At 72.4% G+C, this 12,294-nt stretch carries 11 protein-coding genes and 1 tRNA gene; 5 read left to right on the top strand and 7 right to left on the bottom strand.

Going from position 1 to position 12,294, the window contains the following annotated elements:
- Complete coding sequence (locus ACZ6K0_RS14630) at window positions 1–1,626, bottom strand: dynamin family protein (RefSeq protein WP_469233634.1); 1,626 nt, start codon at window positions 1,624–1,626, stop codon at window positions 1–3.
- Between the two features lie 303 nt (window positions 1,627–1,929).
- Between ACZ6K0_RS14630 and ACZ6K0_RS14625 the strand changes: the two genes are divergently transcribed.
- A tRNA-Arg gene (locus tag ACZ6K0_RS14625) sits at window positions 1,930–2,002 on the top strand.
- A 46-nt stretch (window positions 2,003–2,048) separates the two neighbouring features.
- Here ACZ6K0_RS14625 and ACZ6K0_RS14620 read toward each other — a convergent pair.
- Window positions 2,049–2,666 carry a LysE family translocator gene (locus tag ACZ6K0_RS14620; RefSeq protein WP_469233636.1) on the bottom strand — a complete coding sequence of 206 codons (618 nt, stop codon included), beginning with the start codon at window positions 2,664–2,666 and terminating at the stop codon, window positions 2,049–2,051.
- Window positions 2,667–2,778: 112 nt separating this feature from the next.
- Between ACZ6K0_RS14620 and ACZ6K0_RS14615 the strand changes: the two genes are divergently transcribed.
- The gene (locus ACZ6K0_RS14615) at window positions 2,779–3,231 is read left to right on the top strand and encodes an Lrp/AsnC family transcriptional regulator (protein WP_469233638.1); all 453 of its coding nucleotides are present in this window, start codon (window positions 2,779–2,781) and stop codon (window positions 3,229–3,231) included.
- 96 nt (window positions 3,232–3,327) lie between these two features.
- Here the strand turns inward: ACZ6K0_RS14615 and ACZ6K0_RS14610 are convergent, their stop codons facing one another.
- The 3 genes from ACZ6K0_RS14610 to ACZ6K0_RS14600 all read right to left on the bottom strand — a co-directional run bounded on the left by ACZ6K0_RS14610 (window position 3,328) and on the right by ACZ6K0_RS14600 (window position 7,411).
- Window positions 3,328–4,665, bottom strand: a complete 1,338-nt coding sequence (locus tag ACZ6K0_RS14610; protein ID WP_469233640.1) for an esterase-like activity of phytase family protein — start codon at window positions 4,663–4,665, stop codon at window positions 3,328–3,330.
- A gap of 151 nt (window positions 4,666–4,816) precedes the next feature.
- Entirely contained in the window at window positions 4,817–5,683 is an 867-nt protein-coding gene (locus tag ACZ6K0_RS14605; protein ID WP_469233642.1) for a hypothetical protein, read from the bottom strand.
- 165 nt (window positions 5,684–5,848) lie between these two features.
- On the bottom strand, window positions 5,849–7,411 hold the full coding sequence (locus ACZ6K0_RS14600; protein WP_469233643.1) for a DUF2079 domain-containing protein: 1,563 nt from the start codon (window positions 7,409–7,411) through the stop codon (window positions 5,849–5,851).
- Between the two features lie 131 nt (window positions 7,412–7,542).
- On the opposite strand from ACZ6K0_RS14600, the gene ACZ6K0_RS14595 reads away from it, so the two are divergent.
- The gene (locus ACZ6K0_RS14595) at window positions 7,543–8,691 is read left to right on the top strand and encodes a winged helix DNA-binding domain-containing protein (protein ID WP_469233646.1); all 1,149 of its coding nucleotides are present in this window, start codon (window positions 7,543–7,545) and stop codon (window positions 8,689–8,691) included.
- A gap of 199 nt (window positions 8,692–8,890) precedes the next feature.
- A complete protein-coding gene (gene pucL, locus ACZ6K0_RS14590; protein ID WP_376405711.1) occupies window positions 8,891–9,808 on the top strand; it encodes a factor-independent urate hydroxylase in 918 nt (305 codons plus the stop codon).
- Between the two features lie 45 nt (window positions 9,809–9,853).
- Here the strand turns inward: pucL and crcB (ACZ6K0_RS14585) are convergent, their stop codons facing one another.
- Entirely contained in the window at window positions 9,854–10,207 is a 354-nt protein-coding gene (crcB, locus tag ACZ6K0_RS14585; RefSeq protein WP_376405708.1) for a fluoride efflux transporter CrcB, read from the bottom strand.
- Complete coding sequence (gene crcB / locus ACZ6K0_RS14580) at window positions 10,204–10,626, bottom strand: fluoride efflux transporter CrcB (RefSeq protein ID WP_376405706.1); 423 nt, start codon at window positions 10,624–10,626, stop codon at window positions 10,204–10,206. Before crcB (ACZ6K0_RS14580) ends, crcB (ACZ6K0_RS14585) begins: the two co-directional genes overlap by 4 nt.
- Window positions 10,627–11,001: 375 nt before the next feature.
- Between crcB (ACZ6K0_RS14580) and ACZ6K0_RS14575 the strand changes: the two genes are divergently transcribed.
- On the top strand, window positions 11,002–12,267 hold the full coding sequence (locus ACZ6K0_RS14575) for an IS701 family transposase (RefSeq protein ID WP_376405704.1): 1,266 nt from the start codon (window positions 11,002–11,004) through the stop codon (window positions 12,265–12,267).
- Window positions 12,268–12,294 lie beyond the last annotated feature (27 nt).

Raw genomic sequence — 12,294 nt, 5'->3', positions numbered from 1 at the left:
TCACTTCTCCTTCTGCAGTACGGAGAGCGCGGCGATGAGCTCCGCCTGCGGCTCGGGGGTCACGTCGAGCCCGTCGAGGGGCGCGAGGCGCCGGTCGCGCTCGGTGTGCAGGACACGGTCGACGGACGAGAGGACCAGCTCGCCGCCCTTGTCGCGCAGGCGCAGGGCGGCCTGGGCGCCGAGGAGTTCGGCGAGGCGGTCGCCGGCGGCCCGGGCGCGCCGGCCGCCGAGCAGGGAGGCGGCGAGGAGCGCGGCGACGGTGTCGGCCTCGGGGACGGCGGTGCGGGAGGCGCGGGAGGCTCGGGACCCGGGGGGTCGCTCGACGTTCCGCACCTCCTCCTCGGCCAGTTCTTCGAGTACGCGGCGCCAGCGGCGTACCTCCACGCCGATCCGCTCCCCCGCCTCCCGGTCGCCGCCGGTGCGCGGCGGGCCCAGGGCCTCGGCGGCGGGGTCGCGCTGCCAGGCGTCGCGTACGCGCTCCTCGGCGGCGGCTACCGCGCAGTGCAGGAGGGCGGCGAGGGACTCGGCGAGGGCGTCGAGGAGTTCGTCGGCGGTGCTGTCGCGGGGGTAGCCGCGCCAGCGGGTGCGGGCGTCCCCGGCGAGGACGGCGCCACGGCCCAGCTGCTGCCGCACCCGCTTGCCCTGCTCGCGGTAGGCGGCCTCGACGGCGCCGCCGAGCCGGACGGCGGAGGCGTACTGGGCGGCGACCGCGCCGGCGAGTTCGGGCAGCCGGGCGTCGAGGGAGGTGATGACCCCGGTGGCGGTCCGGTCGACGGCCTGCTGCCGGGCGGCGGGGTCCACGGCGCGGTGGGCGAGCCAGGCGCGCAGCGGGGCGACGGCACTGTCGGGCAGGAGCCCGCTGCCGCCGTCCGTGGACTCGGGCAGCTCGGGAATGGTGAAGCGCGGCACGTCGCCGAGGCCCGCCTTGTCGAGGAGCGCCTCGTACTGGCGGGAGACCTCGCCGATGACCTGGTGCGGGACGCGGTCGAGGACGGTGACGAGGGTGGCGTCGTACTCCTTCGCGGTACGGAGCAGGTGCCAGGGGACGGCGTCGGCGTACCGCGAGGCCGTGGTGACCATCACCCAGATGTCGGCGGCGCAGATCAACTCGGCGGCGAGGAGTCGGTTCTCGACGACGAGGGAGTCGATGTCGGGCGCGTCGAGCAGGGCGAGCCCCCGGGGCAGGGAGGCGGCGGTCTCGACCCGCAGGGCGTTCTCCTCGGGCGGCTCCTCGGTGGAGTGCTCCTCGTCGGCCTGGGGCAGCCAGACGCGGGTGAGCTGCGGGAGGACGCGCATTCCGGCGAACCAGTGGTGGTCCTCGGGGTGGCAGACGAGTACGGGGGTACGGGTGGTGGGCCTGAGCACCCCCGACTCGCTGACGCGCCGCCCCACAAGGGAGTTGACGAGCGTGGACTTCCCGGCCCCGGTGGAACCGCCGACGACGGCGAGGAGGGGGGCGTCGGGATCCTTCAGGCGGGGCACCAGATAGTCGTCGAGCTGAGCGAGGAGCTCGGCCCGGGTCTGCCGGGCGCGTGAGGCGCCGGGGAGAGGGAGTGGGAGACGCACGGCGGCGACACGGTCGCGCAGGGCGGAGAGTGCGTCGATCAGCTGAGGCCGTTCGTCCAAGGTCACCACATGCGAAGAATGCCCAATTTATGAGTGTTTTTGAAGCGTATAGGCGCCCTACGCGCCGAGAGAAGAGAAGGGCGACCGGGACCGCAGGCATAACGAGTGCACAACACCCGCCCCGAGCGGCGTGAAAACCGCTGCGCGAATCGCACCTGCCTGCGATTATCGTTCCGCTTCACCGAACCTCCACATCGTGCCACGCAGGTGAAGCAACCGGGCCAAGGCGATCGGAGCCCTATCCTTGTCCCGGCAGGCCACACCCCACCCACCAGGGCCTCCACGCCACACGGCCACCACCCGGCCCCCGTAGCTCAGTGGATAGAGCAGGTGCCTTCTAAGCACTTGGCCGCAGGTTCGAGTCCTGCCGGGGGCGCACGACGGAAGACCCTCCTTCGGGAGGGTCTTTTTGCATCGGTGCGTCAGCCGGTCAGGCGTTCCAGCAGGAGGAAGCCGCCGATGGCGATCATCATGGCGCCGGAGGCCCTGGTGACGGCTCGGGCCGCCGAGGGCCGGGTCTTGAGGACGGTGCGGGCCAGGACGCCGACGGCGAGGTAGACGACGGCGCACGCGGTCAGGTGCAGCATGCTGAGCAGCCCCGTCTGCGCGGCCACCGGCCAGCCGTCGGCGGTGTCGATGAACTGCGGGAACAGCGAGAAGTACAGCAGCAGCGCCTTCGGGTTCAGGCCGCTGATCCCGGCGCCCCTGAGCATGACCTGTACGCGGGAGGCGTCCGCGGTCTCTCCGGCGGCCGTCGGCACGGCCGGCAGCCGCAGAACGCCCCAGCCCAGCCACAGCAGGTAGCAGGCGCCCGCCACGGTGAGGGCGGTGACCGCCATCGGGGAGCTCGCCACGAGCACCGCCAGGCCCGCGACGGCCACCAGCGCGTACGCCGTGTGGCCGACGACCAGCCCCGTGACGGCGGGGACGACCGACCGGTCGCGCAGGCCTGCGGAGATCGCGTAGGCCCAGTCCGCGCCCGGCGTGAACACCAGCAGCAGGTCCACCACCAGGAAGGCCGCCAGTGTCGTCGTGTCCATCGATCGTTCCCTCTCACGTTCCTTGCTCCGAGAGGGAAGGCTAGGGCGGATATGCCCGAAAGTGTTTGCTTAATTATCCCGACAAGGGGGTAAGTGAGGGAGAATTTTCTTCATGGATGCCATGGACCGGAAGATTCTTACCGAGCTACAGCTGGACGGCCGTCTGACCATCACCGAGCTGGCCGCGCGCGTGCGGCTGAGCGTCTCCCCCTGCCACCGTCGCCTGCGCGACCTCGAACGCGAGGGCGCCATCCGCGGCTACCGCGCCCTCGTCGACCCGGCCGCCGTCGGTCTGAACTTCGAGGCCCTCGTCTTCGTCACCCTGCGCTGGGAGAACCCCGACACCGTCACCACGTTCGAGACGGCCATCACGGCCATCCCCCAGGTCATCCAGGCCCAGCGTCTCTTCGGCGAACCCGACTACCTCCTCCGGGTCGCCACCACCGACCTGGCCGCCTACCAGCAGCTCTTCGACCGTGAGCTCTCCCGGCTGCCCGGGGTCCAGCGCCTGGCCTCCACCCTCGTCATGAAGAACGTCATCGACGACCGCCCGCTGCCCGAGTAGGCGGCGACGCGCGTGAGCGGGCCCGAGCCCGAACGCCCCGACCGGACGGTCAGGGCGGTCGGGATCGGGCCCTCGGTCGTCAGCGGACCTCGGTCTTCAGCGGACCGGGTGCGGCAGGCGGACGCGGACCAGGGTCGTCTCCACGTCGCTGTCGACCAGGCGGCCCGCCGTGTCGAAGGCCGCGGGGCCGTCCGTCATGCCGAAGTCGTTGTCGTTGAGCAGGACGAGGGTCGAGCGGCCTTCCAGGGCGATGCCCTCGATCTTGCCGGGGACTCCCTCGACGGTGTTCAGGTCGACGACCAGGCGCTTGGCGAGGACCGGGACCTCCGCCGACGCCGCGTCGTCGAGCTGCTCAAGGGTCGGGCCGGCGGCCGTGTCCCAGGTGGTGTCGAGGATGTCCGTGCCGCGGCGGAGGTTCACCTCGTACACGCGGGAGGCCTTGTCGGTGCGCTCCTGGACGAGGAGGCGGTCGCGGCCGAGGGCGACGAGGGCGGAGATCTTGAGCTCGGAGGTCTTGGTCTGGCCGGGCTCGACGACCTCGACCGGGTCGAAGCGGTAGGCGTACTCGGCGGTGACCTCGTGCGTACGCGTCGAGAAGCGCAGCAGACGCGTGGTGCGGGAGTTCTCGCCCGCGACCTTGTCGGGGTTGAGCAGCGGGCTCTGCAGGGCCATGACCAGGTCGCCGCCGGGCAGCAGCGCGAGGCCCTCGAAGCCTCGGTTGACCTTGCGCTGGAGGAAGATCGACGGGAGCGACTCGATCACCGGGTAGTCGGCGCCGGTGAGGCCGAGGCCCTTCGGGACGTGGCGCGCGAGCACCCGGCCCTTCGCGGAGACGTGCACGAGCGAGGGGCCGTACTCGTCCACGAGCCAGAAGCTGCCGTCCCGGTCCCGCACGATGCCCTCGGTGTCCAGGCCGTTCGGGTTGTACGGGAGCGGGGTGGAGGCGTCGTACGTGTACGGGGCCTCGTCGCGGCCGGGCTGGTTGGGCAGGCCGGTCACGGGGGCGCCGGAGGCGGTGGTGAGCGGCAGGGCCTTCAGGACCTGGACGCGGCCGCCGACCGCCCGGATCTTCACGATCGCCGGGTCGAAACCGGGCACGGGGAACGTGCGGCGCTTGTCCTTGCCGACGGCTATCTGGCCGTTGGGGCCGCGGTCGGTCACCGTCCAGTACTCACCGGGTCGTTCGGCCGGGTACAGGTCGCTGCCGATGCCGCCCAGGTCGACGCCCCGGTCGTCCTGGACGCTGCCCGGCAGCAGGCCGTTGCTGAAGGCGGCGAGCGGGAGGTCGGGCAGGGTCGAGGCGGAGACGACCCGCGCGGTGGAGCCGTGGTGCGCCGGCGTCGCGTCGGCCGTCCCCACCACCACCGAGAGCGCGAGGGCGGCGGAGACGGGAAGCACGACGGCGGCGGGCCGGCGCAGGAGACGCGGATTCAATCTGAACTCCTTGGACACGTACGGGCGGGTGAGCGCGGGCTCATCGTGCGGTTCCGCGCGCAACGCCCGGCTACGTGTTCACGGCGAACGGGTGAGTCCTGGGTGAACGCGCGTCTGCGGCAGCCGAAGGCGGTGGCGGTGCCGGCTCCGGTCAGTAGCGGTCGAGGATCAGCTGCGTCTTGAGGATGTCGCCGTGGTGGAGCCAGCCGTTCGTCTCGGCGACGGCGATGGCGTCCTCGTGCAGCGCGGCCGCGTCGGCGTACGAGTCCGTCTTGAACGACAGCTCGACGACGTACTCCGTGCCCGTGCCGCCCACTCCGACGACCGGCAGCACCTCGATGCTCGCGTCGTCCGAGGGGCCCCAGGCGCCGCCGTACACCTTCGCGGTCACCGGCCCGTGCGCGCGGGAGACCTGGAGCGTGTTCTTGCCCCAGTCGGCGCTGCTCCAGTCCTCCAGCTTGCCGGGGATGTCGTTGACGAGCCAGGTGCGGCCGGTCGTGCTCGTCGGCAGCGCCGTGCCCGAGTAGCCGCTCGCGCTGTGGCTCTTCTCGTTGCTGAAGCTGAGGGTCTGCTTGGCGTAGCCCCAGTCGACCTCGGCCTTGTAGTTGGTGTCGCTGCTGGAGAACCCGGCGGCGTTGGCCGTGGTGAGGGCGGCGTTGATGTCGCCGTTCGTGACGGGGAACCGCTTCTTGTACGTCTCCTCGAAGGAGGATCCGCTCTTGTGGCGGAGGCGGACGCTCCACCCCTGGGCGTCGAGCGCCAGGCCGTCGGTGTCGTAGTAGCTGTACGAACGGGCCTTGGCGGAGCCGGTGATGCCGAACGCCGACTTGACCGCCGCGCTCGGGGCGTAGGCCGAGTCCAGCGCCGCCGCGGTGAGGTTGATCTTCACCTCGTACGTCGGTACGGCGTTGGCGGCGGCGTACGCCGGCGAGGTCGGGGCGAGGAGCGCGACGGCGACGGCGAGGGCGAGAGCGGAACCGGCGGCGGCCGGGCGCGCGGCCCGGGAGGTGAAGGTCATGCCGCTGATCGTCACGAGGGAGGGTGAGGGGCGCGTGACGGCCGGGCGTGGGGTCGGTGAACCGGCGGCGACACCCCGGCCTCCGCCGTCGGCGAAACGGCGGCGACACCCCGGCCTCCGCCATCGGCGAATCCGCCGCGACACCCACCCTCGCGCCTGACGCCCCTAGCGCAGCAGCAGGTTCGTGCCCACGTCGTCCGGGACGGCCTCACGGACCGGGGTGCTGTCCGGGCCGGGGACGCGGAGGCCGGGGATCGGGGTCCGGGTGGTGCGGTGGAGCAGGACCGTGCCGTCGTGGCGCCAGACCTCCGTGTAGCCGTGGTCCAGGAGGAGTTCGACGCGCGCGCTCTGGTCGTCCGTCGACGCGAAGGGGAACGTCCTGTGTTCCACGCGGAGGAGCACCCAGTCCGCGCCCCGCGGCGTCGCGTCGGCGATGACCACGTGTGAACGGGCCGTCAGGCGCGGGGCGATGGTGTTGTCCGCCTCCACCGTCGCGCCGTCCGGGATGAGTTCCGCGGCCGTGGCGAGAGGTCGCTTGTCCGGGCTGGGTGTCCACTGGTCCGGGCGGACGAGGAGACCGAGGCCGAGCGTGACGGCCGCCGCCGAGGAGAGCGCGACCGCTGTGAGCGCCCATCTCCGCGCCACCGTACGGTTCTTGTGGAGGCGGGCGAGTGTCTCCAGGGACGCCGTGACCAGGATCGGCCACAGGAACGCGTCGTAGTGGTTGATCACCGGCCAGTGGTTCGGATTGTCCGAGAGCACCCGCTCCGCGAGGAGGGGCACGGCGAGCAGGAAGGTCGGCGAGCCGAGCGGCAGCAGGGCGAGCGTGCCCAGGATCCAGGCCAGCATGGCGACTTTGACGAAGGGGGTGACGGAGACCTGGAGCAGCACCCACGGGGCCGTCAGGACGTGGGCCAGTGCGGCGCCCGGGTCGGCGCCGAGGCTTCCGTACGACCAGTAGTAGCCGTCCGGGCCGCCCATCGCCGGGAGGAACCAGGTGATGGCGGCGGCCGATACGAGGGGCCCGGCGAGGGCCAGCGCGGCGCCCGTGGCCCGGCCCGCGCGGTCGCCCGCGCGGTGCGCGCGTACCGCCAGGACCAGGCCGAACGCACCGGCCACCAGGCCCATGTCCTCCTTCGTCGCGCACAGAAGGAGCGCCCAGCAGGCCGCCGCCGCGTACCGGCGGGCCAGTCCCCGTTCCAGCATCAGGAGGGTGAACGGCACCGCGAAGGCCACCTCGTGGAAACCGTTGTAGGAGGAGTTGAGGAGCGGCCAGCCCACCGCGTACACCAGCCCGCCGAGGTCGGCCGCCCTGCGGACGACCAGCGGGTCGGCGCCCCGGTCGGCGCCCCGGTCGGCGCCCTGACCGGCGCCCCGGAAGCAGTGACGGGCGATGCGCCGGACCACCGGCACACCGGCCGCGAACAGCGCGGCCTGCGCGAAGAGGAGAACCCGCGGGTCGTCCCACACCCAGTACAGCGGCGCGAGGAGCGCGAGCGCCGGCGTGAAGTGGTCGCCGAGCAGCGAGAAGGCGGGCGGGAACTCGTGGTGCACGTTCTTGATCGGCGATCTCGGCAGCTCGAAGTGCGCGTACGCGCGCACCGCCTGGTCGAATATCCCGAGGTCGAACCCCGTGAGCCGCAGGGCCGTCCAGGACTGCATCCCGAGCCCGAAGCAGACGAGGAAGCAGAGCAGGGTGAGGGCTGCCCCCCGCCTGCGCGGGGACACGGACGGTGCCGACCGCGGCGTCGACACCGGGTGGACGGCCGGCGGCTTCCGTATGTGTATCGGAGCTGTCGAGGTCGATCCCATGTTCGAGACAGTACGTGTCTCGAACGTTCGGGAGCGAGAATCGGGCCATGGTGATCACCGCGCGCGCCCTCAACCGCTCCACCCTCGCACGCCAGTTGCTCCTCGACCGGGCCCCGGTCGACGTCGGGGAGGCCCTGCGGCGGGTGGTCGCCCTCCAGGCGCAGCAGCCTGGTTCGCCGTACGTGGCGCTGTGGAACCGGGTCGCGGGTTTCGACGCGGGGCGGCTCGACGGCGCCGTGGACGGGTTCCGGGCGGTGCGGTCGACCCTGATGCGGCTGACGCTGCACATGGTGCACGTCGAGGACTACCGGGCGTTCCGCGAGGGCATGGAGCCGACGCTGCGCGGTTCGCGGCTCGGCGACCACCGGTTCAGGGCGGCGGGGTTCACACCGGCCGACGCCGACGCGCTGCTGCCCGGGCTCCTCGCGTACGCCGAGCGGGCGCGGACCGGCGCCGAGATGCTGCGCCGGCTGGAGGAGGGCCGCGGCGGACCGGTGGAGTCCGTGGTCTGGCGGATGATCCGGCAGTACGCGCCGCTGTGGCACGCCCCGACGGGGCCGCCGTGGTCGTACGGCACGGCGCAGTCCTTCGTCACCGCGAGCACCCTTCCCGAGCACAGGGATCCGGACGCGGTCGCCGCGGGCCTCGCGGTGCTCGTCCGCCGCTATCTGGAGGGGTTCGGCCCGGCTTCCGGGGCGGACGTCGCGCAGTTCTCCATGGCGCAACGGGGCCGGGTGCGCGAGGCGTTGGCGGCACTCGGCGACCGGGTCGAGTGCCTGGCGGGCCCCGACGGGACGGAGCTGTACGACGTGCCGGGGGCGGCCCGGCCCGACGAGGACGTGCCCGCCCCGCCCCGGCTGATGGCCATGTGGGACAGCATCCTGCTGGCGTACGCCGACCGCGGCCGCGTCATCCCGCCCGAGTACCGCAAGTCCGTGATCCGGGTGAACGGCGACGTCCTGCCGACGCTGCTCGTCGACGGACACGTCGCCGGGGTCTGGCGGGCCGTCGACGGCGGGATCGAGGCCTCGGCGTTCCGGCCGCTGCCCGCGCCGGTCTGGGAGGAGCTGGCCGGGGAGGCCGCGGCCCTCGGGGCGTTCCTGGCGGGCCGGGATCCGCTGGTCTACCGGCGCTACGACCACTGGTGGGCCAAGGGCCTGCCGGTGGTCGAGACGAAGGTGTTCCCCACCCGCTGACTCGGCCGCCATTGCCAGTGGCCGGGACTGCACATATCTTCGAGCCGACACCACCTACGGACCGGGATGCTCGTCAGTCCCGGGGCGGTCCGCCGTTCACGGGCCGGACGGCGGGGGGCGGACCTTCGGGACGACGGTTCGCCGGACGCCGGGCGTACGGGATATCCGTATCCACGTACCCGCAGGAGCTGAGCAGCACATGAGCAAGCACGTCCTGGCACAGAACCAGTACGGCAAGGCCGAGAACCGCATCGTGACGGTCACCCGCAAGGGCAACGACGGCGCCTGGCACGAGATCCGCGACCTGAACGTGTCGGTGGCGCTGCGCGGCGAGTACCGCGAGGTCCACCTGACCGGCGACAACGGCAACTGCCTGCCGACCGACACCACCAAGAACACCGTCTACGCCTTCGCCAAGAAGCACGGCGTGGCCTCCCCCGAGGCCTTCGGCATCCTCCTCGCCCGGCACTTCGTGACCTCGCAGCCCGTGATCCACGAGGCGCAGATCCGGATCGAGGAGTACGCCTGGGAGCGGATCTCCGTCCCCACGCGCAAGGAGCAGCACTCCTTCGTGCGCAAGGGTCAGGAGGTCCGCACCGCGCAGATCACCTACTCGGGGACCAGCGGGCTCCAGGTCCTCTCGGGCCTCAAGGACCTGACGGTGATGAACTCGACGAACTCCGAGTTCCACGGCTTCATCAAGGACGAGTACACGACGCTCCAGGAGGCGTACGACCGGATCCTCGCCACCAAGGTGACCGCGCGCTGGGCGAACTCGGCCCCGGCGGCGGAGGACGCGGAGCACGACTGGGACCGCTCGTACGACAAGGTGCGGCGCCACATGCTGGAGGCGTTCGCGGAGACGTACAGCTACTCGCTCCAGCAGACCCTGCACGCGATGGCCGACCGGGTCCTGGACCACGTCTCCACGGTCAACGAGGTCCGGCTCAACCTGCCGAACAAGCACCACTTCCTCGTGGACCTGGAGCCGTTCGGCCTGAAGAACGACAACGAGGTGTACTTCGCGGCCGACCGGATGTACGGCCTGATCGAGGGCACCATCCACCGTGACGGCGTGCGGCCGGTGATCGCGACCAGCGACTGGATCACCGCGTAGGGACCACCACGTAGGGACCACCACTTAGGGATCACCGGGTAGGGATCACCACGGCCTGGCCGTCTCGACTCCCAGCCATACGGCTCCGAGTCCGGCGGCCAGGCTCCCCGCCACGTTCAGCACCGCGTACCCCTTCGCCCCGCCCTCGTACAGCTTCAGCGTCTCGTACGAGAAGGTCGAGTACGTGGTGAGGGCGCCGCACAGACCGGTGCCGAGCAGCAGGTGCAGCCGCTCCGAGGAGACGCCGGTGAGCAGCCCGAGCACGAACGAGCCGACGACGTTCACGGCGAACGTGCCCCAGGGAAGGCCGAGGCCGAAGCGGGCCTTCGCCAGCCGGTCGGTGAGATGGCGCAAGGGCGCGCCGACGGCGGCGCCCGCCACGACCAGGAGCCAGTTCACGCGGGCGTCACCCGCACCGGTGCGACCGCCCGGGTGACGGCGACCCCCGCCCAGACGGCGGCGAGGGCGGTGAGCACGGTCGCCCCCATGTAGAGGAGGCCTCGGGTGGCGTCGCCCGCGGCCAGCAGCCGCTGGGTGTCGAGCGCGTACGTCGAGAAGGTGGTGAAGCCTCCGCAGAAGCCGGTGCCCAGAAAGGGGCGGAGCAGCGGATGGGGAGCCACGCGGATGCGGGTCTCGGTCAGCAGCACCATGAGGACGCCGAGCGTCGCGCAGCCCACCGCGTTCACCGTGAAGGTCGTCCAGGGGAAGGCGTGGGGCGGGGTCGGCCACACCAGCGAGGCGCCGTAGCGGGCGACCGCGCCGAGGGCGCCGCCGGCGGCGACGGCCCCGACGACCGGCAGCTCACCGCGCGTTCCCATGCCCCGAAGGGTACGGGGCCGGGGCGCGGAGGAAGTCGAGGCGAGGCGCACAGGCGCGGTCCCCGGCCTGGGGCATTAACCGGGAGCCGGCCCGTGCAGCCTCGCTCTGCGATGGTCCGGCCACGCAACGCGACGGGTCAAAGCGGGGCCTGTGAGTCTGTCAGATCCCCCCGCGGGGTATTCCGGACCATCGCGCCAGGTGTCCGGAACCATGCCATGGAGACGGCTGTGACCTGGGGTGATGTAGGGGGAGGTGGTCCGGCCACCATTCGGCGGCCGATTCGGGTGCCGGGTACACCTCGTCCCCGTGGGCGGGGACGGGCGACGGTGGTGGAGCAGCGGGAGGGAGCTGCGCAACCTTCGGGCAGGAGTGTCGTGAGTACATCCGTCGCAACCAAGCGCAGGGCCACCACCGGGGCCGTCTCGTCCTTGCCGGTGCCCTCGAGCCTCGCCTCGCCCGTCGGTGCGGCCGGTTCGGGCGAGGAGGCCTACGCCGAGCTGTGTTCCGCGCTCTTCTCCGGCTTCCCGCGCCGCGACCAGCGCCTGAAGGCCGAGCAGTACCTGCACGGCCTGCTCACCGCGCAGGGCCGCAAGTCGATCCGGAACATCGCCGCGCAGATAGGCGGGCCGGCCGCCGAGCAGAGCCTGCACCACTTCGTCTCCAGCTCGACCTGGGACTGGCAGCCCATGCGGGCCTCGCTCGCCCGGTTCCTGGAGCGGAACAGCTGCCCGCAGGCCTGGGTGGTCCGGCCGATGCCGATCCCGAAGGCCGGGGAGCACTCGGTGGGCGTGGACCGGCGGTTCGACCCGGAGCGCGGTCAGGTCTTCCACGGCCAGCAGGCGTTCGGGGTGTGGTTCGCGAGCGACGAGCTGAGCGTCCCCGTCAACTGGCGGCTGTTCCTGCCGGACCCCTGGGTCAACGACCGGACGCGGCGCGACCGCGCGGAGGTTCCCCAGGAGGCCGGCGAGGAGACCCTGGAGGAGTGCGCGGTCGCCGCGGCGCTCGACACCGCCCGCTGGCAGGACGTCACCCGCAAGCCGGTGCTCCTCGACATCCGAGGCGGCGCGGGCCGCGCGGCGCTCACCCGGCTCGCCGGGGCCGGGGTGCCGGTCGTGGCGCGGATCGGCCCGGGTTCGCGGCTGGCGATCGCGGACCGTTCGCTGCCGGGCTTCGGCGCGGGGCCGCTCTCCGCGGTCCAGATCCTGGAGTCGCTCAAGGGGCTGCGCAGGCCGGTGAGCTGGGTGGACACGGTGGCCGGTGTGCGGACCTCGCGGACGTCGCTCGCGACGGCCGTCCGGGTCGCGCTGCCCACGCCGGGCGGGGAGCGGATGCGTCCCCTGGTGCTGCTCGGCGAGTGGGACGACCCGCGGCGGGCCCCGGCCCGGGTGTGGATCAGCGATCTGACCAACTCCCCCGTCGGCTCCCTGCTGCGGCTGACCAAGCTCGCGCGCCGGGTGGAGCGGGACTTCGTGGAGGTCGGCGAGGGGGCGGGGCTGCGGGACTTCGTGGGCCGCTCGTTCCGCGGCTGGCACCGTCACATCACGCTGGCCTCGGCCGCCCACGCGGCGACGCTCCTGGCCTCCTCGGACTGGGACGCGGCCTACGACTCCGGCTACGCGTCGCGACGCTCGGCGAGCTGACGGAAGATCACGCGACCGGCACCCCCC

The organism is Streptomyces sp. NPDC042346 (genome assembly GCF_055581845.1).
This window is presented reverse-complemented; position numbering and strand designations above follow the sequence as displayed.